Here is a 23,192-nt window from a genome sequence, read left to right on the forward strand (position 1 = left end):
CACATTGGTTGGTTCTTTTTATTGGTTGGTTCTTTTTATTGATCTTGCGTCGGCAGCCACGTGCCGGGAATGACACGCGAATGCCCCCGGAATTCCGCGATGACGGTGTCGCCGGCTGTCACGCGCACGTCGTAGATGCCTGAGCGTCCGCCACGGCTGACCTCGCGCGCCCTTGCAACGAGGCGGTCACCAAGCTTGCCCGGCTTGATGAAGGTGATCTGGCCCTGTGCCGCCACGACACGTTCATTGTGCGAATTGCAGGCAAACGCGAAGGCGGAATCGGCGAGCGTGAAGATGAAGCCGCCATGGGCGATGCGCTGGCCGTTGACCATGTCCGGCCGCACATTCATCGCCAGCGTCGCAAAGCCCGGACCAATCTCGACGATCTCCATGCCGAGACCCTTGGAGGCATCATCCTCGGCCCACATCGCGTCGGCGCAGGCGCGGGCAATATCCTCGGGCGACAGGTTGGCTTTGACGTTCACGCGCTTCTCCCGGCCAAATGTTTGGCCACAATGCTCTGCTGCCCGGCCATAACTGTCAAACGTGATCGTAATCGACCACGACCCGCTCCGACGACGGCTTGGCCTGGCAGGTCAGGACGAAGCCGGCCTTCAATTCCCAGGGCTCCAGTGAATAGTTGATGTCCATCGGCGCCTCGCCCTCGACCAGCTTGGCGCGGCAGGTCGAGCACATGCCACCCTTGCAGGCGAAGGGCAGATCGACGCCGGCGCGCAGCGCGGCATCGAGGATCGCCTCGTCCTCGGCAACCGGCACGTCGCGGCGCTTGCCGTCGATGATCAGCGAGGCGATCGCCTTCGGCGGCGCGTCGGGTGCAACGATCTTCTTCGGTCGCGGTTTGCCGCCGAATTCGGAGACGAAGCGCTCGACGTGGATGCGCTCTTCCGCGATGCCGAGATCCCTGCAAGTCACCTCGATCTCCTCGCTCATGCCAAGGGGACCACAGATGAAGACATGATCGACACTCGCGGCCGGCACCAGGGAACGCAGCAGCACTCTCACCTTATTGCCGTCCAGCCGGCCATGCAGGATCGGGATGTCCTGCTCCTCGCCGGAGATGACGTGGAAGATCGAGAGGCGATCGATGAAGCGGTCCTTCAGCTCCTCGAGTGCCTCCAGGAACATGATGTTGTCGGTGGCGCGGTTGCCGTAGAACAGGAAGAAGCGGCTGTGCGGCTCGCGCGCAAGCACGCCCTTGACGATCGACAGGATCGGTGTGATGCCGGAGCCCGCGGCAAAGCCGACATGGATGCGTCCGCTATCTGCCGGCGGGATCACGCCGAAGCGCCCGGTCGGCGTCATGACGTCGAGCTCGTCGCCGCATTTGAGTTCATCCGCCGCCCAGTTCGAAAATGCTCCGCCGTCAATCTTCTTCACGGCAATGCGGATCTCGCCATCGTCAGGACCCGAGCAGATCGAATAGGAGCGCCGGACTTCCTCGCCATCGAGCATGGTGCGGAGCGTGAGGTACTGGCCGGGCGCGAAAGCGTAGTCGCCCGCGAGTTCGCCGGGGACCGCAAAGGTCATCGATACGGCATCGGCCGCCTCGCGGCGGAGGTCGTTGACGGTCAGGCGATGAAAGCGCGGTGCGGCTGCGGACATGATCAATGACACTTGAAATAATCGAAGGGTTCGCGGCAGGCCTTGCAGCGCCACAGCGCCTTGCAGGAGGTCGAGCCGAATTCGGACAGCAGCTCGGTCTTGTCAGAGCCGCATTTCGGGCACGCGATGGCCTGCTCGCCGAACAGCGCGCGGCGGGAGCTTGACGCCTGCGGTGGCGCGATGCCGTAGGCGTGCAGCTTGCGGCGGCCCTCCTCGCTCATCCAGTCGGTGGTCCAGGCCGGCGACAGCACGGTGCGGACTTTTGGCTGGCGAAAACCGGCGCGCTCCAACGCAAGCTCGATTTCGAACGCAATCATGTTCATGGCCGGGCAGCCCGAATAGGTCGGGGTGATCGCGACCTCGACATGATCGCCGTCGAGCACGACATCGCGCAGCACGCCGAGATCGGCGATGGTCAGCACCGGGATTTCGGGGTCAACGACGCCCGCCGCGGCGTCCCAGGCGCGCCGGCGCAGCTCGCTGTCGCGTTCAAGCACCGTCACCATGTCTGCCCCGGAAAAGTACGCTGCATCGACTGCAGCTCAGACAGGAGATGGCCGAGGTGCTCGCTGTGGCGGCCCACGCGGCCGCCCTGCTGCATCCAGTCGTTCTGCGGCAGCGTGAGCGTTGCCTCGCTGACGACATCGGAGAGCGTCGTCAGCCAGCGACCGCGCAAGGTCCCGGGATCAATCGCGATACCGGCATGGATCAGGGCGCGCTCTCCGTCATCGACGGCGAACATCTCACCGGTAAAGGCCCAGAGATGATCGATCGCGGCCTGCGCCCTGGCGTGACTCTCACTGGTGCCGTCGCCGAGCCGAATGATCCATTCCGAGGCGTGGCGCAGATGATAAGCGCTCTCCTTCTCGGACTTGGCGGCAATGGCCGCGAGCGTCGGATCACGCGAGGCCATCATCGCCCGCCAATAGAGGTCGGCGAAGGCGGAATAGAAGAACTGCCGCACCAGGGTCTGGGCAAAGTCGCCATTCGGCTGCTCGACCAGCAGAAGGTTGCGGTACTGTCTGACGTCGCGCAAATAGGCGAGCTTGTCTTCGTTGTTGTCCTTGCCTTCGGCTTTGGCTGCGTAGGTGTAGAGCTCACGCGCCTGGCCGATCAGGTCGAGCGCGATATTGGAGAGCGCCATATCCTCTTCCAGCATCGGCGCATGCCCGCACCATTCCGACAGACGATGACCGAGAATCAGCGCATCGTCGGCGCGGCGCAGCGCGTAGAGCACCAGCGGTGTTTCCGCGACCTGGATGTTGGCCACAAGCATCACATGTGCCCCACTTCCTCAGGCACCTCGTAGAACGTCGGATGCCGGTAGATCTTCGATTCCGCCGGCTCGAACATCATGCCTTTCTCGGCGGGATCGCTCGCGGTGATCGCGATCGACGGCACGACCCAGATCGACAGGCCCTCGCCGCGGCGGGTGTAGATGTCGCGGGCGGCCTGCAGGGCCATGGTGGCATCGTTCGCATGCAGCGAGCCGACATGCTTGTGCGCGAGCCCGTTGCGGCTGCGAATGAAGACTTCCCACAGCGGCGTGTTTGGCGTGGCCATCGTGATCTCCTTATTCCGCGGCTTGTGCGGTCTGACGCTGCGCGCGCTTTGCGGCATAGCTAGCTGCCGCCTCGCGGACCCAGGCGCCCTCCTCGTGCGACCTGCGGCGCGCGGCAAGCCGATCGCGGTTGCACGGGCCGTTGCCGGCGAGCACCTGCTTGAATTCGGTCCAGTCGATCTCGCTGTAGCGCCAGTGGCCTTCGGCATCCTGCGTCATGCCGGGATCGGGGATGGCGAGGCCGAGATATTGCGCCTGCGGCACGGTGGCATCGACGAACTTCTGGCGCAGCTCGTCATTGGAGAAGCGCTTGATCTTCCACTTCGTCGACGTGTCGCTGTGCTGGCTCGTCGCATCGGGCGGACCGAACATCATCAGCACCGGCCACCACCAGCGGTTCAGCGCATCCTGTGCCATCGCCTTCTGCTCATCCGAGCCGCGGCACAGCGTCAGCATGATCTCGTAGCCCTGGCGCTGGTGGAAGGACTCCTCCTTGCAGACGCGGATCATCGCGCGTGCATAAGGGCCATAGGAGCAGCGACACAGCGGGATCTGGTTCATGATCGCGGCGCCGTCGACCAGCCAGCCGATGGTGCCGATATCGGCCCAGGTCAGCGTCGGATAGTTGAAGATCGAGGAATATTTGGCCTTGCCGGCAAGCATGGCGTCGACCAGCTCTTCGCGCGAGGTGCCGAGCGTTTCGGCGGCGGCGTAGAGATAGAGTCCGTGGCCGCMCTCGTCCTGCACCTTGGCCAGCAGCGCCGCCTTGCGGCGCAAGGTCGGCGCGCGCGTGATCCAGTTGCCCTCAGGCAGCATGCCAACGATTTCGGAATGGGCGTGCTGGGAGATCTGGCGGGTGAGCGTCTTGCGATAGGCCGCCGGCATCCAGTCGTTCGGCTCGATGCGCTCCTCGGCATCGATGCGGGCCTGGAACTGCGCAGCCTTCGCCGCATCCTCGAGACCGCGGTCGTCGGTCTCGGCCGTATTCAGCGCCTGGGTATACATGCGCATCCTCCCGTTTATTGGGAGGCAATATATAACAAAAATTACTTCATGCAATATATTTCTGTAACATATAAATCAGACCTCGAACCTCCGCTCCAGGAGCTTTCGAGCCGGCGGCAGTGGCCCCTTCTCATTGGTTCCATGGCTATCAAGCCATTGTTCCGACGGCGCAAGCAGCGCGCGATAGACCTCGCGGCAGACTTCACGTGCTGCCCTGCCAGGCCAGTCGCCGGGCAGCAGGCTCTCGGGCAGCAGCGGATCGCGCAACACGACGCGGCGGTAGTAGTGGATCAGCAGGATCCGCGCGGTGAAGGCGTCGGCCTCGGACAGATCCGCACCGCGCGCGATAGCGGCACGGAGCGGCTCGAACGTCTTCATGAACTTCAGATAGGCGTCGGCGGTGCGGTCCAGCGGCCAGCTCGCGCTGAGCAGACGGCGCCCGCTGTCATCTTCAGCCGAGACTTCGAGACGGATCGCCCCGGCAGCCTCGTCCGGCACCGGCACGCCTGATGGCGCGACCCACACGCCGGGCAGCGGACTGCCGAAGCCGGCGTTGCGCAGCGCTTCGCGCGAGACGTCGCGATCCTCGCCGTTGCCGATCAGGAGCAGCTCGAAGCGCCCGGTCCAGTCCGACGATGGCGGATCGTAGATGTGGCGCGTGGCGGCCTCGAAGGTCTGACTTCCCTTGTCGGCCAGGCGATAAAAACTGTTACGGCCAACCTTTTCGCGCATCAGCCAGCCATCGGCAGCAAGGCGCGACATCGCGGTGCGCACCACGCCGGCATCGATGTCCAGACTCTCGAAGAACTCCAACAGCGTGCCGAGCCACACCGAGCCGCCGCGCGGCACGATGGCGTCGCCAAACACGGTGATGACGATGGAGCCCGTGCGTGACGGCTCACGCTTGAGCTGGTCGATGATGCGGGACAATGGATGCGCCATGCGCGAGGCATAGCGCGTTTGGTGCGGGCGCGACAATGGACGGGGGCGACAATCAAAGCGAGAGCCGGGCTCGATCCTTCGAGACGGCGCTTCGCGCCTCCTCAGGATGAGGTCTGATCGCTTTCGCGCGGCGTCACTAGCTCTCAGTCCTCATGGTGAGGAGCGCGGCAAAGCCGCGCGTCTCGAACCATGCAGGCCGCGCTTACCGATGCGGATCGGGATAGATCATGCTGCGCCAGCCGCTGCGGTCGAACGGCCGCCACTGGCCTTCCTTCTGCGCGAGGCGGTCGGCGACCGCATAGACGGCTGCGGGATGATGGCCCATGCCGCAATGGCTGCTCTCGACCTCGATGCTCTCGGTCTGCGCGCCCGTCTTCTCCATACAGCCCTGCCAGGCGCAGACGCCGTCGGTGCGGCTGAAGACGGCGGTGGTCGGCACCGGCGGCGGGACGGCGAGCTCGCCGCCGAACTGCGGATCGACCTCGTCGGACTTCCGGCCGCTCGCCCATTCATAGACGCGCCAGGCATTGGTCGAACGGGGATCGCCCGCGAAGGGGCTGCCGAGCGTGATCACCTGGCGCACGCGCGCCGGCATCATCTTGGCGAGCTGGCGCGCATAGAGGCCGCCGAGGCTCCAGCCGACCAGACTGATCTTGCGGCCATGCTTGTCGCTGAGCTCCTGCACGAGATCGACCATCGCATGCTGCACGCCCTCGCGCAGGCCGTAGTTGCGGCCCTGGCGCCAGCCGCTTGCCGCGTAGCCCTTGCTGGTCAGAAACGAGCGCAGCGCGCGCGTCGACGCGTCGGAGGCCACGAGGCCCGGGAACACCAGCACCGGATGCCCATCGCCGCGGGGCGCAAGGCTCAGCAGCGGCAGTGCGCCGAGGAATGCGCCGAACTCGTGGATCGCGCGCCCTTCCAGGAACATCAAGGTGCGGGACGGCGGACGCAGCGTCTGGGCAGTAGCAGTCATCAATGGTCCCCTGGGCAGAATTGCTGAAAAGGCTACCGGTTGCGATGCCGGCAAATGGGTATGAATTCCAACACTCCGGCTTCTCGAACGTTCCGCAACGCAGCATGAATCAGCTAGGCGGCCGATGCCCGACATTCAAGCGGGTGAAACCCAAGGCGACAATAGGCCCGCGCGTGAATGCCAGCGTCCGTGACGCAAAAGTCACAACCACCGAAGCAGGAATTCTACGGAGTAGAGAGCAAGACCTGCGAGCCCGCCGATCAGCGAGCCATTGAAGCGGATGTATTGCAGGTCGCGGCCGATGTTGATTTCAATCAGCGAAATCAGCTGCGCCATATCCCACGCCTTGACCTGGTCGGAAATGAAGGTCGAGACGCCGCTCTTCTGATCCGCAACGAAGCTGCGCAGCACCGCCACCAGACCCTTGTTGATCTCGCCGCGGAGCTCGGCATCGCCGGCGAGCGCCTCGCCCGCGGCGACGAACATCCCGGCGAGATGATGCTGCAGCACCTGCGTCTCGCCGCTCGCGCTGCGCTCGATGAAGGAGCGCGTGTTGGCCCAGACGGTGCGGGCGAGATCGGCAAGCTCGGGCCGGGCGAGCAGATCGCGCTTCAATCCGTCGATGCGGTCGATATAGGCCTGATCGGTGCCGAGCCGGTCGACGAAGCCCAGCACCATGCGATCGAATTCGCCGCGAAACGGATGTTTGGGATCGCTGCGCACCTCGTTGAAAAAAGCCGTGGCGGACGCCACGATCTTGTTCACCAGAAACTTGTCGGCGCGATAGAGCCTGAGCAGGGTCGGCAACTCCGCGCGCACCTTCTCGCGGATCATCGCCATCGTCTCGGTCTGATTCAGCGTCTCGTGCATCACGCGCAGGAGATCATCGAACAGGATCTGATGCCGCCCTTCCGCGACGAAGCCGCGCAGCGTGCCGGCCGCGAGCGGCGCAAGGTCGATCGCCTGGAGCTGCGAGGACATGCGGCGAATGATGAAGGTCATCAGACCCGAGCTTTCCGTCGCGGAGACGGCCTCCGGCAGCAGGCGCAGCGCGAAACGCGCGAGATCATCGCTGCGCTTGCGGTCGCGCAGCCAGTCGGCGACGAAGGAGCCGAAATCGATCTCCCTCAGCTTGGCCTCGACGGGGCGGGCCTCGAGGAAATGCACCTGGATGAACTCGCCGAGCTTGTCGGCGATGCGGGCCTGATTGCTCTGGATGATCGCGGTGTGCGGGATCGGCAGGCCGAGCGGCCGCTTGAACAGCGCGACCACCGCGTACCAGTCGGCGAGCCCGCCGATGGTCGCAGCTTCTGCGAAGGCCGCGATGAAGCCGAACACGGGATGCACTGGCAGAAGCCATTTCGCAACGACGAACAGGGCAAGCGTCGAGGCCAGCACCAGCGTCGCCAGTGCTTTGACGCGGCGAAGCTCCGCCGCGCGTTCGGCGTCACCGGGGGTGTCGAAGGAGAAGGTAGCGGGCGGGGTCATCACTGCATCACCCTACTCGTCATTGCGAGCGAAGCGAAGCAATCCAGAGTCTTTCCACGGAGACGGACTGGATTGCTTCGCTTCGCTCGCAATGACGGCAGCGCAAAAAACAAAGGCCCGCCGAAGCGGGCCTCAAATTTCAGTTTGTACTCAGGGTGCCGTATCAAGCGGTCTTGGTGTAGACCTTGGCAAAGTTGTCCTGAGCGGACTTCGCACCGTTGGCAGCGAGCTTGCCGACATAGTCGGCGGTCGCCTTGGCGCGCGAGACGAAGACTTCGCCGCGGGCGCGGAGCAGGCTCGACTGGATCTCGACGGCTTCGCTGACCGACTTGGCGGACGCGAGCTTGTCGATGCCCGAGAAGAACGCCTCGGCGTCTTCATAGATCGCCTGCTGGATGTTGCGGCTGATCTTGCCGGCCTCGGTGACGGACTCGGTCACCGCGTTCTCGACGGCGGCGGTCACGCGCTCGGAGCCAGCGAACACCTCGGCAGCACGGTCCTTGGCGGTGTTGGCGGACTTCTTGACGAAATCGCGAGCGGCCTCGGGAACTTCCAGGTTCTGGATGTTCTTGAAAGCGTCCTTGAAGCCCTCGAAGGCAGTGTTGGTTTCGGTGGTCATGGGGTTCTCTCCATCCTCATTGGGTTGAGCTATGGGCTCACCCCGTCCTCATTGGCCCGGGGCACGGCTTGTATGACATAATTAATGGTGCGATGCAATATTCGTATTGCACTGCGATATCACGAAATCGTGAAAAGCCTTAATGGAAGGCAATTTGCCGCCTCCCTGGCCAGACGGGTTCCGGATAACGAGCCGGCCGCCCCTAATGCTGGACGGCACCCGGCAGCCCATAGGCCTCCATTTGGGCCTGCACCTGCGCAATATTGTGCCCGAGCACGACAATGTCGTGGGTCTTGCCGTCGACGTCCCGGACATGGTCCCGCAGCAGCGCCTCGGCCTTGAAGCCGAGGCTCTCGAACAAGGCGATCGCCGCCTGCTGGTCGACCGTCATCTGGACCGAAAGCTTTTCCAGGCCGGCGCCGAGCGCGAGCGCAAAGGTCTCCTGCGAGAGCGCCCGCCCGACCCCCTTCCCGCGCACGTCGAGGGAAACAACCATCCGGATCTCGCCGACATGGGGCGACCAGGAATGCGGATCGCGCACCAGCGTGCCGCAGCCGACGACCTTGGCGTCCCTGACCGCGAGCAGGCTGGTAATCGCGCCGCGCTCGATCTCCTTGACCCAGGCCGAGAGCACCTTCGGCTCGCTGATGTTGCGCGGCAGGAACAACAGATCATGGGTCGGCAGGCCCTTGCCGAAGGCCAGCATCGCGGCCTCGTCCGCAGGCGACATCAGGCGGATCTCGATATCGCCAGCGTCGGTCTTGACCTGACGCGGATAGGAACGCTGCTCACTCATGTCGATCTCTTCCCCAGCCAGGAATCCAGTTTCGGCCACAGCCGTTTCACAGCGTTGGCGCCGGCGACAAGCGAGACGTGACCGCCCTTCAGCATCACCTCTTCCTTGTCATCGGATCCGATCTTCGCGATCAGGTGTTTTGCGGCGTCATACGGCACGATGTGATCGTGCTCGGCGACCGCATGCAGGAACGGCACCTTGATGTCTTCGAGCTTCGCCGCGCGGCCGCCGACCGACATAGTGTCGTTGAACAGTTTGTTGTCCCACATCAGATCCTTGGTGATCGTGCGGAAATACTCGCCCGCAAGCGGCAGCGTGTCGGTCGCCCAGCGGTCGAACATGCGATACGATTTCACGAACTCATCGTTCCAGATGTTTTCCCAAAGCTGGATCTGGCTCGCCGTGCGCGAGGCCGGGCGCAGCATCTCGAACGAGGACAGGATCATCTCCGGCGGCACGTTGCCGACGCTGTCGACGAGGCGGTCGACGTCGAAATAGCGGCGGTCGGAGAAATTGGAGAACAGCTTCATCTCGCGAAAGTCGATCGGGGTGGTGAAGCAGATCAAATTCTTCATCGGCCCGTCCTTGTGGATCGAGCCGTAGAGCAGCGACAGCACGCCGCCGAAGCAATAGCCGATCACCGAGACGTCCTGCTCGCCGGAATCCGCCTGCACGCGGCGGACACAATCCGGGATGAAGTCGAGGACGTAGTCCTCCATGCGCAGGCTCTTCTCCTCCGGCCGCGGCGCGCTCCAGTCCAGCATGTAGACGTCGTAGCCGCGCTTGAGCAGGAACTCGATGAAGCTCTGACCAGGCACGAGATCGAGGATGTAGCCACGATTGGTGGTCGCCATCACGATCAAGACCGGTACGCGGTAGATCTCGTCGGACATCGGCCTGTAGTGATAGAGGCTCATGGTGCCGCGCGAATGCAGCACGTCCTTCGGCGTCGAGCCGAGCGAAGGGCCCGAAGTCGAGAAATATTCGACGCCCTTGATGCTGCGCTGGATGGCGCGCTGCACCTCGGACTGGATGCGATCCGGGATCGATGCGAGATCTAGTCCGGTGGCTGCATTCATGTCTGCTCTCCGCCCTCGGACGGCGGGCGCCTGGTGCGCGGCGGTCGCAATGCCGTATCGGAGCCCTGAGATACGCCGGAACGTGCCGCCATCTGGCTCAGCATCCACTTGATCTCACCGATCTGGCCTTCGATGGCTTGCAACCTTTCGGCAAGGCCAGTGACCTGATCGCGGCTGGGCAGGTTCATGGAGACCAGATATTTTTCCATGAGCTCGCCGAGTTGCTTCTGAGCACCTGCAGCAACCCCTCCCGCGCGGTTCATCGCCTGTGAAAACTCGGGCGACGACATGGCCTGGTTGGCGAAGGAGTTGAACCCCTTCTCCATCTCACCAACCATCTTCTGCCACATGGCGACGGGGTCATTGGTCTTGTCGGTCATCGGCGTCCTCCTGATATCGAGAGCTGCGATGCCCTTCTTTTTTCGCCATACCACACCGTTGCGAGGGAGCGGTCAACCGGCAGGTCGCGCGGTGCGGCGCACACGGCTTCTTTGCGGCGGCAAACCGTGCGATACAGCATCGATCAGCAGGAGGGAACGCGCCCGTGACCACCCATCAGCCGCCCCAGAGCATCCGCGCCAACGGCATCGACATCTGCTACGAGATCTTCGGCAACGACAATGCCGAGCCGCTACTGCTGATCATGGGGCTCGGGGCGCAGATGATCCACTGGGACGATGCGTTCTGCGAGCAGCTCGCCGTGCATGGCTTTCGCGTGATCCGCTTCGACAATCGCGACATCGGCAAGTCGAGCCATCTGACGGGCGGCAAACGCCTGACGCCGCTCGAGCTGCTGAAGCTGCGCTTTCTCAAGATTCCCGTCGCCGCGACCTACAAGCTGATCGACATGGCGAAGGACACGGTCGGCCTGATGGATGCGCTCGGCATCAAGTCGGCGCATCTGGTTGGCGCCTCGATGGGTGGCATGATCGCGCAGGAGGTGACGCTGTCGTTTCCAGAGCGCGTGCGCTCGCTCACCTCGATCATGTCGACGACAGGCAATCCGCGCGTGCCACCGCCGACACGCGAGGCCTCCGCGATGCTGATGGCTCCGCCGCCGCAAAGCAAGGAGGAGTTCATCGTCCGCTTCGGCGAGACCTGGAAGGTGCTGCGCGCCGGGTCCTTTCCGGAAGAGGAAGCGCTCGACCCCGATCGTGCCGAGCGCGTGTTCGCACGCGGCCTCAATCCGGCCGGCGTCGGCCGGCAGCTCCGCGCCGTACTCGCCTCCGGCAGCCGCAAGGAGCGGCTGCATGGCGTGAAAACACCGACGCTGGTCATTCACGGCACCGTCGATCCGCTGGTGCGGCCCGAAGGCGGCAAGGACACCGCAGAGTCGATTCCCGGCGCAAAGCTGTTGATGATCGACGGCATGGGCCATGCGCTGCCGATGCGCTTCTGGCCCGACATCATCCGCGCCATCGACAAGCACGCTCATGGGGCGGCGGCGCAGGCGGCGTAAACGCGACCGGTCTCCTCGCGGTGACCATGTGAGCTTCCGGTTACTCTCTTAACGTGAGCCGGCGCGAAAGCTATACAGGCCTCCCTCAATCGCAAGACAGAGGCTGCGGCCTCTCGGAGTTCACATGCATCTCATCGTCCGGCCCGTCGCAATGATTGCGGCTTCCATTCTCATGCTGTCCCTCAGCAACGGCGCTGCGCTGGCCGCCAGCGCGCAGGAAGAAGCCAACCGCGCCGCCGTGCTGGCCTTCTACGAGAAGGGCCTTAACCAAAAGGACGCCGACGCCGCCCTCGCCTATGTCGGCAACCGTTATGTCCAGCACAATCCGAACGCGCCCGATGGTCCGGACGGTTTTCGCAAGTTCATCGGCTTCCTGCGCGAAAAGTTCCCGAGCTCGCACAGCGAGATCAAGCGCTCATTCGTCGACGGCGACTTCGTCATCCTGCATGTCCACTCCGTTCGCGAGCCCGGCAGCAGGGGCCGCGCGATCGTGGATATCTTCAAGCTGGAAAACGGCAAGATCGTCGAACACTGGGACGTTGTTCAGGACATCCCGGAAAATCCGGCGAACAACAATACGATGTTCTAGAGCCGTAGCCCGGATGAAGCGCAGCGTAATCCGGGACCACTCTTTGCGGATCGACCGCCCCGGATTTCGCTTCGCTCCATCCGGGCTACAAATCGCCGCCTAGCTCTTCCGCGCAATCCAGATTACATGGCGCGCGCCGCCGCCTCGTCCGGTGGCCCGGACATTGACTTCGTTCACATCGAAGCCGGCGCTGCCGAGGCGCTTGGTGAAGGCCGGGTTGGGTCCCGACGACCAGACGGCGAGCACGCCGCCCGGCCGCAGCGCCACCTTCGCCGCTTTCAACCCGCTCGCATTGTAGAGTGCGTTATTGCCCTTCCGGGTCAGCCCCTCCGGCCCGTTGTCGACGTCGAGCAGAATGGCGTCGAAGGCCGACCGCTGCGCGCGGATGATCTCGCCGACATCGGTTTCCCGGATCTTCACCCTGACATCATCGAGACTGTCGCCAAAGACCTCGGCCATCGGGCCGCGCGCCCAGGCGACCACCGCCGGCACGAGCTCGGAGACCACGATCTTCGCCTTGCTCCCGAGCACAGTCAGCGCCGCGCGCAGCGTAAAGCCCATCCCGAGGCCTCCGATGAGGACAACGGGCTTTGCGACCTTCTCGATCTGCTTCGCCGCCAGTGTCGCGAGCGCCGCCTCAGAGCCCGACAGGCGGTTGTTCATCAGCTCGTTGGTGCCGAGCTTGATGGAGAACTCCTTGCCGCGCCGCATCAGGCGGAGCTCCTCGTCGGAGCCGGGGATTTTTGCGGTGTCGATCTTTTCCCAGGGAATCATGGGAAAGCTTTAGCACGATCGGACGAACAATCACCCTCCCGCCCAGACGTCCAGCACATAGCGGTTCTTCGCGCCCATCTCCTCGATCCAGCGCACAGCTGTGGCGGCATCGCTGCCGCTCTTCTCGCGATGGATCGCAACGAGCGCGGCCTTCACGTCGGGCTCCATCTTGCCGCCATCGCCGCAGACATAAATGATCGCGCCCTGCTCGATCAGCGGCCAGACCCTGTCCTTCTGCGCGGCAAGCATGTGCTGCACATAGGTCTTCGGTCCATCTGCACGCGAGAATGCCGTGAAGAGCTCGGTGATGCCGCTTGCCGCCAGCCCCTTCAGCTCCTCCGCGTAGAGAAAATCCTGGTCGGGATGGCGGCAGCCGAAGAACAGCATGGCCGGACCGAGGGCGGCGCCTTTCGCCTTGCGCGCAGCGCGCTCCTGGAGGAAGCCGCGGAACGGCGCAAGCCCGGTGCCCGGGCCGATCATGATGATCGGCACCGATGACTCATCCGGGAGCCGGAAGCCGGCCTTGGTCTCGCGCACGGTGGCATAGATCGCATCGCCCGCACGCCGGTTGGAGAGATAATTCGAGCAGATGCCTTTGTAGACACCGCGCCCGGAGGCGGCCGGCCCTTCGACCACGCCGACCGTGACGCTGCATCGCGCCGGGTCGACCGACGGCGACGACGAGATCGAATAGTAGCGCGGCGCCAGCAGCGAGAGCATTTCCAGGTAAACGTGGAACGGCAACTCGCAGGCCGGATATTCGAGCAGCATGTCGAACACCGATTTGCGCCCGGCCAGAATCTCGGTGCGATAGCGCTCGAGCGGCTCGGCCTCCTCGCCAACGAAGGCCAGCAGCTTAGGCTTGGTGACCGGGCAGCGGGTGTGCTCTGCCATGATCTGGATCTGCTTCCGTGTCGCCACCTGCTGCAGCTCGACGAACTCGCTGAGCAGGCGTCCGACCGAGACGGCATTGCCGACCGGCAGCTGCGCGCGGCGGCCTTCGGCGACCTGAAGCCTGATCTGGTCCGCCGGCAGGAAGCCGAAGCGACGGGCAACCGAATCCACCAGCGTCGGATCATTGCGCGGGACCACACTCAGATGATCGCCGACGCGGTAGGTGATGTTGGACGGCAGCTGCACCTCGATATGGCGCGTCGAACGCTCGGACGGATTGGCGCTGGACTTGTTCTGAAGCTCGTCATTGACCAGCACCTTCATCGCGACAGCACCGCCCTGCGCGACGATGGTGTTGACGGCGGTTACTGCGACAGGCTCGATCGCATAGAGCGGATCGTCCTCCGCGGTGCGGGTGAAATTCCAGTCGATGCCGAATTCCTTGGTGGCGACCTGCGCGGCCGCAGGGAACCATTTCTGGAACTGGCCGTCGAGATCGCTGCGCGCATCGCCTTCGCCGCGCGGATAGACCGCGCGCGCACCATGCTTCGACAATTGCTCGTCGATGAAGCGCGGCACCGATTGATAGGTCGCCGCCCAATCGCTGTTGCCGCAGCCGAACACAGCGTAGCGCACATTGGCAAAGGCATCCTTCGGCAGATCGTCGCCGAGCCATTTGACGAATTGCGTCGCATTGTCAGGGGGCGCGCCGTTATAGGAGGCGCAGATGATCAGCACGCCACCCTCCTGCGGCAGCTTGCCGACGTAATCGTCGAGCGGCCCGAGATGCACGGCAAAGCCGTTGATCTCGGCAAGGTCGGCCATGCGCGTCGCGAGCTCCTCGGCCGTGCCGAGATTGGAGCCGTACAGCACCAGCATCGGCGTATTGTGGCCGGGCCGCGTCGTCGGCTGACGAGGCGCCCGCGGCCCCGAGGACGCAGCTGCGACAGGACCGCCATAGGCGCCGCGCTCGCGATCGGCGCGCGGACGTACCTTGATCTTGAAGCCTTCCGGCTTCATCGTCAGCGTTTCCTTCAGATGCATCTGATAGCGCTGATGGTCGATCAGCTTGAAGCGCTGGAGGATCATGCCGAGCGCGAGTGCCGCCTCGTGCATCGCAAAACCGCGGCCGATGCAGGCGCGCTGGCCATTGCCGAACGGCTTCCAGGCGTTGATCGGCCGCTTGGCCTCCGCCTCGCGGCTGAAATTCTCGGGATCGAAGGCGTCCGGATTCGGACCCCAGACCGAGGGATCGCGATGCAGCGCCGTCACCAGGATGGTGATGAAGGTGCCCTTCCTAAGCCTGTACTGGCCGCCGCCGATAGTCTCGTCGTTCAGCGGCGAGATGCCATAGGCCGGCGCCGGCGGCCACAGCCGCAGAGCTTCCTTGAGGATCTGCGTGATGTAGGTGAGCTGCGTCACCTGCTGGTAGGTCGGCTTCGCGTTGACGTCGGGGCCGAAGACGCGGTCGACCTCGTCATAGGCCTTCTTGAGAATGTCCGGGTGCTTGAGCAGAGCGTAGAGCGTGTAGGACAGCAGGCCACTGGTGGTCTCGTGCCCCGCGATCAGGAACGTGTTGATCTGGTAGCGGATGTTGATGTCGTCAAGYTGCTCGCCGGTCGAACGGTCGACGCCGGTCATCATCGCGGCGAGCATGTCCTTCTTGTCGTCGATCCCTTCGGCGCTCTTGCGGCGCTCGGCGATGATCTCGTCGACCATCTTGTTCATGAAGGCGACGTCTTCGGCGAGCGTCTTCCGGCGCTTCTGCATCCAGAGCTGCTCGAACGGCAGGCCGCGCGTCATCATGATGGTTTCGAGCGAGCGCACCAGCGACTCGACGAAGGGATGGTAGTCGCGTCGATAGAAGGAATTGAAGCGGTACTCGAAGCCGCACAGGCCGATTGTGTCCAGCGTCAGCGCGGTCATGTCATGGACGACGTCGATCTCGTCGTCGGCGTTGAGCCGTTCCCATTTGTTGACGAGCTGCTCGGCGATATCGACCATGCTCGGGTGATAGGACTGCATGGCGCGGTTGCCGAACGGCTGAAGCAGGATGTTGTGCGCCTTGCTCCAGTTCGGCTCCCTGGTGTCGGCCGTGAAAAGGCCGTCGCCGCCGACCGCGCGCACGCGGCGCAGCGCACCGCGCACCGTCTTGTCGAAGCGCTTCTCGTCGGACAGCTCGTCGACGAGATCATGGCCGGAGACGACGACGATCGGCGAACCCATCATGTCGAGCCAGAAGATCGGCCCGAGCTCCTTGGCAAGCCGGGTCAGGTGCTGCACCGGCGCGGCCGAATCCAGCGACAGCATGTTGCCGACCACCGGCTTGGTCGGCGGCTGCGGAATCGGGTCCAGACGGTTCTTGGATGACATCGAAATGTAGTCCCCCTGCCTCAATGTCGTCATTGCGAGCGAAGCGAAGCAATCCAGAATATATCCGCGGAGGCAGTCTGGATTGCTTCGTCGCTTCGCTCCTCGCAATGACGCGTTCGCAACGACGAGCGCTAACCAAACCGCCTTCTACGCCATTCGATCAGCTTGGCGCTGACCTCTTCCGGCTTCTCCTGCTGCGTCCAATGGCCGCTGTCGCGGACCAGGTATTTTTCGAGATCGGGAATCAGCTTGTCCATGCCATCGGCGGAAGACGGCGGCAACACCGCGTCGTTCTCGGCCATGATCATCAGCGACGGCACCCGCACCGTATGATCGAGCCCTTCGGCGCGCGTCCAGTTGCGCGACATGTTGCGGTACCAGTTGATGCCGCCGGTGAAGCCCGTTCTGGTGAAATTGTCGACGAACACCTTTTTCTCTTCCGGCGACAGGATCGGCGTGCGCGGATCGTGCTTCGCGTCGTAAGCCGCAATCATCTGCGGAAACGCCAGATTGACCCGCGGCGAAGCGCCCACGCCGGCAATCACTTCCTCAGCCGGCGCATCGGGCGGGCGCGGCGCCGGCTTGCGCATGAACGCATCGAATGTCTGCTCGACGCGACTGCCGAAGATCCTGTCGGGTTCACGCGCCGGATCCTGAAACTGCACGATGTACATCTTGTCGCCGAAGCGAGCGCGCAGCAGCTCGATCGGATCGGCCCAGGCACGGTTGGTGTGAGGCGTGTTGATGCCGACCACCCCCGCAACCCGGTCGATGTGCCGCAGCGGCATCTGCCAGACGATGAAGCCGCCCCAGTCGTGACCGACGAAGATGGCCTTGTCGATCTGGAGATGATCGAGGAGCCCAACGAGGTCGCCGGTCAGATGTTCGATGTCGTAGGCCTCGACCGGCTCGGGCCGGTCGGTCGCGCCATAGCCGCGCTGGTCCGGCGCGATCACCCGGATGCCGGCCTCGCTTAGCGCCTTGATCTGGTGACGCCAGGAGAAGGCGAGTTCCGGCCAACCGTGGCACAGCACCATCGGCGGCTTGTCGCTGACCGGGCCCGCCTCGTAGTAGCCCATGCGGATTCCGTTCGTCTGCACGAACTTGAGCGGTGGCATCTCAATCATCGCAATATTCCTACTCTGCGGCGCCCTTGACGTCGGCCGCCGGCGGCGCGTAGGCCGCCTCCAGCGCGGCGAACTCCTCCGGCAGCATGTCGCACATCACCTGCACGTGCGGAATGATGTTGGCGCCGACGATGAAGCCGAAGTCGAGCTGGTCGCGATAGCTCTGCACGGTGATGTTGAGCGCCTGTCCATGCGTCGAGATCGACACCGGGAAGATGTGCAACAGCTCCGCGCCGGCGGCATAGAGCGTCTGCCGCGGCCCCGGCACGTTGGACACCGTGATGTTGGCCGCCGGCGGCAGCACATCCGACAGGTTCGAGCGGCTGTAGAGCAGCGCCAGAACCTGCACCATCATCGGCGCACCCAGCATCGAGATGTTGGAAATCTGCGGCATCAGGGCCCGCAACGGATGCGACATCTCCTTGGACTTGGTCGACTGCGCGATGATCGCCTCCAGCCGCGCCTTGGGATCGTCGATATTGGTCGCGATCGAGCAGATCATGCCGAACACCTGGTTGTTGGCCTCGGTGTTGCCTTCCTCGCGCAGCGAGATCGGCACGGCGGCGGTCAGCGATTTYGCCGGCAGCGTGCCATATTGCTGGAGGTAGCGCCGGACCACGCCGGAGGCGAGCGCCAGCACCACGTCGTTGAGCTTGCCGCCGGCCTGCTTGGCGAGCGCCTTTGAACGCGACAGCGAGATCGAGACGCCGGCAAAGCTGCGTTCCGAGGAAATCGTCTTGTTCAGCATGGTCGGCGGCGACACCATGCTGGCGAGGCTTTCCCGGGATTTCGGATCGGAGATTTTGCCGAGCACGTCGGAGACGCTCTTGACCATGGTCGGGATGTTGCCGGCGAAGCGCACCGCGCTCTCGATCTGATACATCGCATTGTCGAACAGGATCGAGCCGATGTCGCTCTTGCCCGTGCGCGGCAATTGCAGGTTCTTCGCGGCGGCCGAGGCATCGAGCGGCTGGGTGAAGAGCTGCTGATAGGAATCGAGCAGGTTGGCGGCGATGTCGCGCGGCTCCTGTCCGGGCTTGCTGCCCGCCGTCGGCGGATCGACCTTCCGGGGGGTGGGCGAGATATCGTAGATCATGTTGGTCAGCGCCGCCCCGGCGCCGCCGTCGATGGCGGCATGGTGCATCTTGGAATAGAGCCCGACCTCGTTGTCCTTCATGCCCTCGAACACGTAGAACTCCCAGAGCGGCCGGGCGCGGTTCAAGAGCTTGGCGTGCATCCAGCCGACGATGCGTTCGAGCGTGGCGCGGTCGCGCGGCTGCGGCAGGCTGGCGCGGAAGATGTGGCGGTCGATGTCGAACTGGTCGTCCTCGACCCAGGAGGGATGATCGATATCGAGCGGCGCCTTCTCCAGCCGTGCCTTCAGGATCGGTGCGATGTGCAGGCGCGAGACGATCATCGCCTTGAAGTCTTCGAAGAAGTCGCCCTTGTAGTCGTCAGGCAGGCGAAAGATCGCCATGCTGCCGACATGCATCGGCATCTCCGGCGTTTCCAGATAGAGAAATGATGCGTCCAGCGACGACAGCTTCTTACCGTCAGCCATAGTTCCCTCCGCTCGTTTCGACGGGCGCCTTTGCCGGCGCTTCTCGTCAGGCCGATACTGCCCGTTCCGGCGGGGCATATGCAATGGCAAACGGCCCTGCCCGGTCGAACGGCCAGAATTCCCCCTCCGGTTGCGCCAGGCGGTCCGCCACGGCCCACAGCGCCGCGGGGTTCACGCCGAGCCCGATATGGCTCGCCAGGTGCACCTCGATGTTCTCGGCGCGGTCGGAGGGACGCAACAAACAGGTTCGCCAGTTCACGACACCGTCGGCGCGCGAATAGATCGACGTCGCCGGCACCGGCAGATCGCCGGCGATCGCCTCGCGCAGTTCGGCGAAATCCTCGACACGCTCGCCGGTCAGCGCTTCGTACAGCCGCGTGGCGTTGGTCGCCCGCACGTCGTTGGCAAACGGGCTGCCGAGCGTGACGACGTAACGGACCATCTCGGGCGCCTGGAGCGCGAGATCGCGGGCATAGACGCCGCCGAGACTCCAACCGACCAGGCTGACCTTGCGTCCGCTCGTGGCGTGGATTTCGGCAAGGCGCTTGCGCAGGGCTTCCCTCATCCGTTCCAGCCCACCGAGATTGCGCCCCATCCGCCAGGCATGCGCCTCATAGCCGAGCTCGCTGAGATAGCGCCGCATCGGCGCCATCGAAAGATCGCTGGCAAGAAAGCCCGGCAGCGCCAGCACCGGATGGCCGTCGCCCCTGGGCGCGCGCATCAGGAGCGGCGACAGCATTACGCTGGCGTTGAATTCGAAAAGTCCACGGGCTTCGGCCAGCAGCAGGCCGAGGCTCGGCGGACGAAGCCGGCCCGACCCCTGCGGCTCGTCCGGCCCGGGCGACATTTATTTCTTCTTGTCGCCGCTGCGCGGGCTGCCGAGACCGGCCATGGTGACGAACATGTCCTGAAACCGCTCGGCGATCTTGGGATCGAAGGTGAACCAGCTCTGGATCAGCGATTCCGGCGAGACCTTGTCGATATTGGACATCATCTGCTGTTGCAACTTGTCCATCACGGCGGTCTGCATCGGCATCACGTCGGGTAGTCCGAAGAACTGGCGGGCTTCAAGGGGGGTGCAGTCAATTTCGATGTTAACTTTCATGTCCCCTCCAGATGAGATTCGAGCGGCCTGTCGCAGTATCGCCGCGAGACGGTGTGCAACGCAAGCGACCTGAGGCTGGCGGCCGGCCTTGCTTCCGCGATCGGCGGATATGGTCAATGAAATCGCGCCCGCCATGAGCCCGCTTCCTCGGCGCCCGGCGGGGCACGAGGGCCCCGCGGCCGGGGACTTCACCGATCGAAAGTCGAATATCGCCCGCGAACCCCTCGCCGCCAGATTGTCGGCCAGCATTGCTGCACAGCGGCGCAACTTGGCGCGTTCCTTGCTGGAATGGCGCTTGCACGGGTCGTGGACTCTGGGCAACATGGATTGGGACGCCCGCCGAACAATCAAAAATCACGGCGCGGCAGAGTGGAGAGGGTCAAGAATGTCAGTCGGTCGAACTCTGTTTGCGGCGACGCTCGCCGGTACGTTTGCGTTGACGGTCTCGTCGGCGTCGAGCCAGACGCTACGTTATGCCAACCAGGGTGACCTGAAGTCGCTAGATCCCTATACCCTCAACGAGAGCACCACTCACGCCCATCTCGGTCACGTCTATCAAGGCCTCACCGCGCGCGACAAGGACCTCAAGATCATTCCGGCGCTGGCGGAAAGCTGGGAAACCCCGGAGCCGACCCGCTGGCGCTTCCATTTGCGCAAAGGCGTGAAATTCCACAACGGCGATCCCTTCACCGCCGACGACGTGCTGTTCTCGGCCGATCGCGTCCGCAAGAAGGGGTCCAACATGCAGACCCGCCTTGCTCCGGACGTCAAGGTGATCAAGGTCGACGACTACACCGTCGATTTCGTCCTGCCCTCGCCCAATCCCATCCTGCATAACGCGTGGGATGTCTGGTACATCATGGACAAGAAATGGGCCGAGGAGAACAACGTCGTCGACCCGACGCCGGTGGCGGCGACCACGCCGAGCTACGCCTCGCTCCACGAAAACGGCACCGGTCCCTTCATCATCGAGAGCCACCAGCCCGGCGTGAAGACGGTGTTCAAGGCCAATCCCAATTACTGGGGCAAGGTCGAAGGTAACCTGAAGGAGATCATCTTCACCCCGATCGCCTCCGACGCCACCCGCGTCGCCGCGCTGCTGTCGGGCGAAGTCGACGTCATCGAGCCGGTGCCGATCCAGGACATCTCCCGCGTCGATTCGAGCCCGAACGCCCAGGTGCTGAAGGGGGCGGAGCTGCGCACCATCTTCATCGGCTTCGATCAAGTCCGCGACGAGTTGCTCTACTCCAGCATCAAGGGCAAGAACCCATTCAAGGACATCCGCGTCCGCGAGGCCTTCTACAAGGCGATCGACATCGAGCTGATCAAGACGCGCGTGATGCGCGGGCTGTCGACGCCGTCGGCGTTGATGATCGCTCCGGAATTGTTCCTGCTGTCCAAGGAGTTCACCCGGCCGAAATTCGACCCTGAAGGCGCCAAGAAGCTCCTGACCGAGGCCGGCTACCCCGACGGCTTCGAGGTCACCATGGATTGCCCGAACGATCGCTACGTCAACGACGCCGCGATCTGCCAGGCCGTCGTCGGCATGCTCGCCCGCATCGGCGTCAAGATCAATCTGCTGGCGCAGCCCAAGGCGCAATACTTCGCCAAGGTGTTGAAGCAAGGCGGCTACCAGACCTCGTTCTACATGCTGGGCTGGACGCCGAGCACGATGGATTCCCACAACGTGCTCTTTGACATCATGGGCTGCCGCGACGATGCCAAATCCTCGCGCGGCGAAGCCAATCTCGGCGGTTACTGCAACAAGGAGTTCGACGCCATCACCGACAAGGTGCTGGTCGAAACCGACACCGCCAAGCGCAACCAGCTGATCAAGCAGGCCTACGAAATCGGCAACAAGGACTGGTCCTACATCCCGCTGCACCAGCAGGCGCTGGCCTGGGGCGTATCAAAGAAGGTCAACCTGCCGCAGCGCGCCGACAATCTGGTCATGTTCCACTGGGCGACCAAGAAGGAATAGCGACAGTTGAACACGAGGTCCCGGCAGCGTCAGGCTTCCGGGACCTTTCCTTTTCCGGCTGACAAAGACGTCAGCCAAACGCACACCCAAGGATAGTGGAAGGCATGCTCGCTTTCACTCTTCGCCGCGCCCTTCAGGCCATCGGCGTCATGTTCGCCGTCGGCATCATCGCGTTCTCGATGTTCCGCTTCGCCGGCGACCCGGTCAACCAGATCGTCTCGATCGATACGTCGGCGGCCGAACGCGAAGCCGTGCGCAAATCGCTCGGCCTCGATGATCCCGTGCCGGTGCAGTTCGTCCGCTATTTCGGCAACGCCGCGCAGTTCAAATTCGGCGTCTCCTATCAGTTCCGTCAGCCGGTCTCTACGCTGTTGATGGAGCGCATGCCCGCGACGCTGGAACTGGCGATCTGCGCGACCGTATTCGCAATGGTGTTCGGCATCCTGATGGGCGTCTATTCGGCGCTCAAACGCGACACCGTGCTCGCCAAATTATTCCAGGCGGTTTCGCTGATCGGCATCTCGTTGCCGACTTTCCTGATCGGCATTCTCCTGATCTATCTGTTCGCGGTGACATTGGGCTGGTTGCCCTCGTTCGGTCGCGGCGAGGTGGTCAAGCTCGGCTGGTGGACGACGGGGCTGCTCACGCTGTCGGGCCTGAAGGCGCTGATCATGCCCTCGATCACGCTCGGCCTGTTCCAGATGACCCTGATCATGCGGCTGGTGCGCGCGGAAATGCTGGAAGTGCTTCGGACCGACTATATTCGCTTCGCTCGGGCCCGCGGGCTGACCACCCGTGCCATCCATTTCGGCCACGCACTGAAGAACACGCTCATTCCCGTCATCACGGTGGCCGGACTACAGTTTGGCTCGGTTATTGCATTTTCGATCATCACCGAAACCGTATTCCAATGGCCCGGCATGGGACTTCTGTTCGTGCAGGCCGTGCAAAACGTCGATATCCCGATTATGGCCGCCTACCTGCTGATGGTCTCTCTGATTTTCGTCACCATCAATCTGGTGGTCGACATCCTCTACACCGTGGTCGATCCGCGCCTGCGCTCGACCATCGGCCGCGCCGCATGAGGCAGCCTCCATGTCCGACGTAGTCGCCTCAAATTCCGACAAGCAGAGCACRCTGCCGACGCATGCCGCCCGCAGCTGGCTCAGCCGCGCGCTCGACAGCGACATTTTCTATTCGTTCCGCCGCTCCAAGCTGACCATGGTGGCGGCGGCCATTACCG

Annotated in this window: 23 protein-coding genes and 1 pseudogene; 5 read left to right on the top strand and 19 right to left on the bottom strand. The window is 63.7% G+C overall.

Going from position 1 to position 23,192, the window contains the following annotated elements:
- Window positions 1-35 precede the first annotated feature (35 nt).
- From paaI to AB4Z51_RS22515, 13 genes are all read right to left on the bottom strand, one after another.
- The gene (gene paaI / locus AB4Z51_RS22455; RefSeq protein ID WP_441497997.1) at window positions 36-485 is read right to left on the bottom strand and encodes a hydroxyphenylacetyl-CoA thioesterase PaaI; all 450 of its coding nucleotides are present in this window, start codon (window positions 483-485) and stop codon (window positions 36-38) included.
- A gap of 55 nt (window positions 486-540) precedes the next feature.
- Window positions 541-1,623, bottom strand: coding sequence for a 1,2-phenylacetyl-CoA epoxidase subunit PaaE (gene paaE / locus AB4Z51_RS22460; RefSeq protein ID WP_085403962.1), 1,083 nt, complete (start codon window positions 1,621-1,623; stop codon window positions 541-543).
- Window positions 1,624-1,625: 2 nt separating this feature from the next.
- Window positions 1,626-2,129, bottom strand: a complete 504-nt coding sequence (gene paaD, locus AB4Z51_RS22465; RefSeq protein WP_441497998.1) for a 1,2-phenylacetyl-CoA epoxidase subunit PaaD — start codon at window positions 2,127-2,129, stop codon at window positions 1,626-1,628.
- Window positions 2,123-2,899: a 1,2-phenylacetyl-CoA epoxidase subunit PaaC gene (gene paaC / locus AB4Z51_RS22470; protein WP_441497999.1), complete on the bottom strand. Its 777-nt coding sequence runs from the start codon at window positions 2,897-2,899 to the stop codon at window positions 2,123-2,125. Before paaC ends, paaD begins: the two co-directional genes overlap by 7 nt.
- Window positions 2,899-3,186: a 1,2-phenylacetyl-CoA epoxidase subunit PaaB gene (gene paaB / locus AB4Z51_RS22475; RefSeq protein ID WP_166099185.1), complete on the bottom strand. Its 288-nt coding sequence runs from the start codon at window positions 3,184-3,186 to the stop codon at window positions 2,899-2,901. Before paaB ends, paaC begins: the two co-directional genes overlap by 1 nt.
- Before the next feature lie 10 nt (window positions 3,187-3,196).
- Entirely contained in the window at window positions 3,197-4,189 is a 993-nt protein-coding gene (paaA, locus tag AB4Z51_RS22480; RefSeq protein WP_441498000.1) for a 1,2-phenylacetyl-CoA epoxidase subunit PaaA, read from the bottom strand.
- Window positions 4,190-4,264: 75 nt separating this feature from the next.
- Window positions 4,265-5,131, bottom strand: coding sequence for a phenylacetic acid degradation operon negative regulatory protein PaaX (gene paaX / locus AB4Z51_RS22485; protein WP_085403975.1), 867 nt, complete (start codon window positions 5,129-5,131; stop codon window positions 4,265-4,267).
- 202 nt (window positions 5,132-5,333) lie between these two features.
- Window positions 5,334-6,104: an esterase/lipase family protein gene (locus AB4Z51_RS22490; RefSeq protein ID WP_085403965.1), complete on the bottom strand. Its 771-nt coding sequence runs from the start codon at window positions 6,102-6,104 to the stop codon at window positions 5,334-5,336.
- Window positions 6,105-6,305: 201 nt separating this feature from the next.
- Window positions 6,306-7,592, bottom strand: coding sequence for a DUF445 domain-containing protein (locus AB4Z51_RS22495; RefSeq protein ID WP_085403966.1), 1,287 nt, complete (start codon window positions 7,590-7,592; stop codon window positions 6,306-6,308).
- A 163-nt stretch (window positions 7,593-7,755) separates the two neighbouring features.
- Entirely contained in the window at window positions 7,756-8,211 is a 456-nt protein-coding gene (locus tag AB4Z51_RS22500) for a phasin (RefSeq protein ID WP_085403967.1), read from the bottom strand.
- Between the two features lie 202 nt (window positions 8,212-8,413).
- Window positions 8,414-9,007, bottom strand: coding sequence for a GNAT family N-acetyltransferase (locus AB4Z51_RS22505; RefSeq protein WP_063984735.1), 594 nt, complete (start codon window positions 9,005-9,007; stop codon window positions 8,414-8,416).
- Window positions 9,004-10,086 (bottom strand): PHA/PHB synthase family protein, encoded by a 1,083-nt coding sequence (locus tag AB4Z51_RS22510; RefSeq protein ID WP_085404377.1) that lies wholly within the window; start codon window positions 10,084-10,086, stop codon window positions 9,004-9,006. Before AB4Z51_RS22510 ends, AB4Z51_RS22505 begins: the two co-directional genes overlap by 4 nt.
- Entirely contained in the window at window positions 10,083-10,466 is a 384-nt protein-coding gene (locus tag AB4Z51_RS22515; RefSeq protein WP_085404378.1) for a hypothetical protein, read from the bottom strand. Before AB4Z51_RS22515 ends, AB4Z51_RS22510 begins: the two co-directional genes overlap by 4 nt.
- Before the next feature lie 164 nt (window positions 10,467-10,630).
- Between AB4Z51_RS22515 and AB4Z51_RS22520 the strand changes: the two genes are divergently transcribed.
- Both AB4Z51_RS22520 and AB4Z51_RS22525 read left to right on the top strand, forming a co-directional pair.
- Window positions 10,631-11,545 (top strand): alpha/beta fold hydrolase, encoded by a 915-nt coding sequence (locus tag AB4Z51_RS22520; RefSeq protein WP_085404379.1) that lies wholly within the window; start codon window positions 10,631-10,633, stop codon window positions 11,543-11,545.
- Between the two features lie 124 nt (window positions 11,546-11,669).
- Entirely contained in the window at window positions 11,670-12,134 is a 465-nt protein-coding gene (locus tag AB4Z51_RS22525) for a nuclear transport factor 2 family protein (RefSeq protein WP_085404380.1), read from the top strand.
- 99 nt (window positions 12,135-12,233) lie between these two features.
- Here AB4Z51_RS22525 and AB4Z51_RS22530 read toward each other — a convergent pair whose 3' ends face one another.
- From AB4Z51_RS22530 to AB4Z51_RS22555, 6 genes are all read right to left on the bottom strand, one after another.
- Window positions 12,234-12,908: a spermidine synthase gene (locus AB4Z51_RS22530; protein WP_085404381.1), complete on the bottom strand. Its 675-nt coding sequence runs from the start codon at window positions 12,906-12,908 to the stop codon at window positions 12,234-12,236.
- Between the two features lie 30 nt (window positions 12,909-12,938).
- Window positions 12,939-16,175 carry a bifunctional cytochrome P450/NADPH--P450 reductase gene (locus AB4Z51_RS22535; protein WP_085404382.1) on the bottom strand — a complete coding sequence of 1,079 codons (3,237 nt, stop codon included), beginning with the start codon at window positions 16,173-16,175 and terminating at the stop codon, window positions 12,939-12,941.
- Between the two features lie 131 nt (window positions 16,176-16,306).
- Window positions 16,307-17,302, bottom strand: a complete 996-nt coding sequence (locus tag AB4Z51_RS22540; protein WP_028146842.1) for an alpha/beta fold hydrolase — start codon at window positions 17,300-17,302, stop codon at window positions 16,307-16,309.
- A gap of 10 nt (window positions 17,303-17,312) precedes the next feature.
- On the bottom strand, window positions 17,313-18,863 hold the full coding sequence (locus tag AB4Z51_RS22545; RefSeq protein WP_028157105.1) for a WS/DGAT/MGAT family O-acyltransferase: 1,551 nt from the start codon (window positions 18,861-18,863) through the stop codon (window positions 17,313-17,315).
- Between the two features lie 46 nt (window positions 18,864-18,909).
- Window positions 18,910-19,710, bottom strand: coding sequence for an esterase/lipase family protein (locus AB4Z51_RS22550; protein ID WP_085404384.1), 801 nt, complete (start codon window positions 19,708-19,710; stop codon window positions 18,910-18,912).
- Window positions 19,711-19,968 carry a DUF6489 family protein gene (locus tag AB4Z51_RS22555; RefSeq protein WP_071915885.1) on the bottom strand — a complete coding sequence of 86 codons (258 nt, stop codon included), beginning with the start codon at window positions 19,966-19,968 and terminating at the stop codon, window positions 19,711-19,713.
- A gap of 385 nt (window positions 19,969-20,353) precedes the next feature.
- Between AB4Z51_RS22555 and AB4Z51_RS22560 the strand changes: the two genes are divergently transcribed.
- The 3 genes and pseudogenes from AB4Z51_RS22560 to AB4Z51_RS22570 all read left to right on the top strand — a co-directional run.
- Window positions 20,354-21,949 (top strand): ABC transporter substrate-binding protein, encoded by a 1,596-nt coding sequence (locus AB4Z51_RS22560; RefSeq protein WP_085404385.1) that lies wholly within the window; start codon window positions 20,354-20,356, stop codon window positions 21,947-21,949.
- Between the two features lie 104 nt (window positions 21,950-22,053).
- Window positions 22,054-23,034: an ABC transporter permease gene (locus AB4Z51_RS22565; RefSeq protein ID WP_063984746.1), complete on the top strand. Its 981-nt coding sequence runs from the start codon at window positions 22,054-22,056 to the stop codon at window positions 23,032-23,034.
- Window positions 23,035-23,044: 10 nt separating this feature from the next.
- A pseudogene (locus AB4Z51_RS22570) lies at window positions 23,045-23,192 on the top strand (ABC transporter permease); the annotation flags it as partial.

It is taken from the genome of Bradyrhizobium sp. 2TAF36, assembly GCF_052114925.1.
Taxonomy (GTDB): Bacteria; Pseudomonadota; Alphaproteobacteria; order Rhizobiales; family Xanthobacteraceae; genus Bradyrhizobium; species Bradyrhizobium barranii.

Bases quoted from the DNA above. Each gene is read 5' to 3' on its own strand.
- paaD (WP_441497998.1), bottom strand. From the start codon at position 2,129: ATGGTGACGGTGCTTGAACGCGACAGCGAGCTGCGCCGGCGCGCCTGG.
- AB4Z51_RS22530 (WP_085404381.1), bottom strand. From the start codon at position 12,908: ATGATTCCCTGGGAAAAGATCGACACCGCAAAAATCCCCGGCTCCGAC.
- AB4Z51_RS22515 (WP_085404378.1), bottom strand. From the start codon at position 10,466: ATGACCGACAAGACCAATGACCCCGTCGCCATGTGGCAGAAGATGGTT.
- AB4Z51_RS22525 (WP_085404380.1), top strand. From the start codon at position 11,670: ATGCATCTCATCGTCCGGCCCGTCGCAATGATTGCGGCTTCCATTCTC.
- paaC (WP_441497999.1), bottom strand. From the start codon at position 2,899: ATGCTTGTGGCCAACATCCAGGTCGCGGAAACACCGCTGGTGCTCTAC.
- AB4Z51_RS22495 (WP_085403966.1), bottom strand. From the start codon at position 7,592: ATGACCCCGCCCGCTACCTTCTCCTTCGACACCCCCGGTGACGCCGAA.
- paaB (WP_166099185.1), bottom strand. From the start codon at position 3,186: ATGGCCACGCCAAACACGCCGCTGTGGGAAGTCTTCATTCGCAGCCGC.
- AB4Z51_RS22555 (WP_071915885.1), bottom strand. From the start codon at position 19,968: ATGAAAGTTAACATCGAAATTGACTGCACCCCCCTTGAAGCCCGCCAG.
- AB4Z51_RS22490 (WP_085403965.1), bottom strand. From the start codon at position 6,104: ATGACTGCTACTGCCCAGACGCTGCGTCCGCCGTCCCGCACCTTGATG.
- AB4Z51_RS22500 (WP_085403967.1), bottom strand. From the start codon at position 8,211: ATGACCACCGAAACCAACACTGCCTTCGAGGGCTTCAAGGACGCTTTC.
- AB4Z51_RS22565 (WP_063984746.1), top strand. From the start codon at position 22,054: ATGCTCGCTTTCACTCTTCGCCGCGCCCTTCAGGCCATCGGCGTCATG.
- AB4Z51_RS22505 (WP_063984735.1), bottom strand. From the start codon at position 9,007: ATGAGTGAGCAGCGTTCCTATCCGCGTCAGGTCAAGACCGACGCTGGC.
- paaE (WP_085403962.1), bottom strand. From the start codon at position 1,623: ATGTCCGCAGCCGCACCGCGCTTTCATCGCCTGACCGTCAACGACCTC.
- paaX (WP_085403975.1), bottom strand. From the start codon at position 5,131: ATGGCGCATCCATTGTCCCGCATCATCGACCAGCTCAAGCGTGAGCCG.
- AB4Z51_RS22510 (WP_085404377.1), bottom strand. From the start codon at position 10,086: ATGAATGCAGCCACCGGACTAGATCTCGCATCGATCCCGGATCGCATC.
- AB4Z51_RS22560 (WP_085404385.1), top strand. From the start codon at position 20,354: ATGTCAGTCGGTCGAACTCTGTTTGCGGCGACGCTCGCCGGTACGTTT.
- AB4Z51_RS22540 (WP_028146842.1), bottom strand. From the start codon at position 17,302: ATGATTGAGATGCCACCGCTCAAGTTCGTGCAGACGAACGGAATCCGC.
- AB4Z51_RS22550 (WP_085404384.1), bottom strand. From the start codon at position 19,710: ATGTCGCCCGGGCCGGACGAGCCGCAGGGGTCGGGCCGGCTTCGTCCG.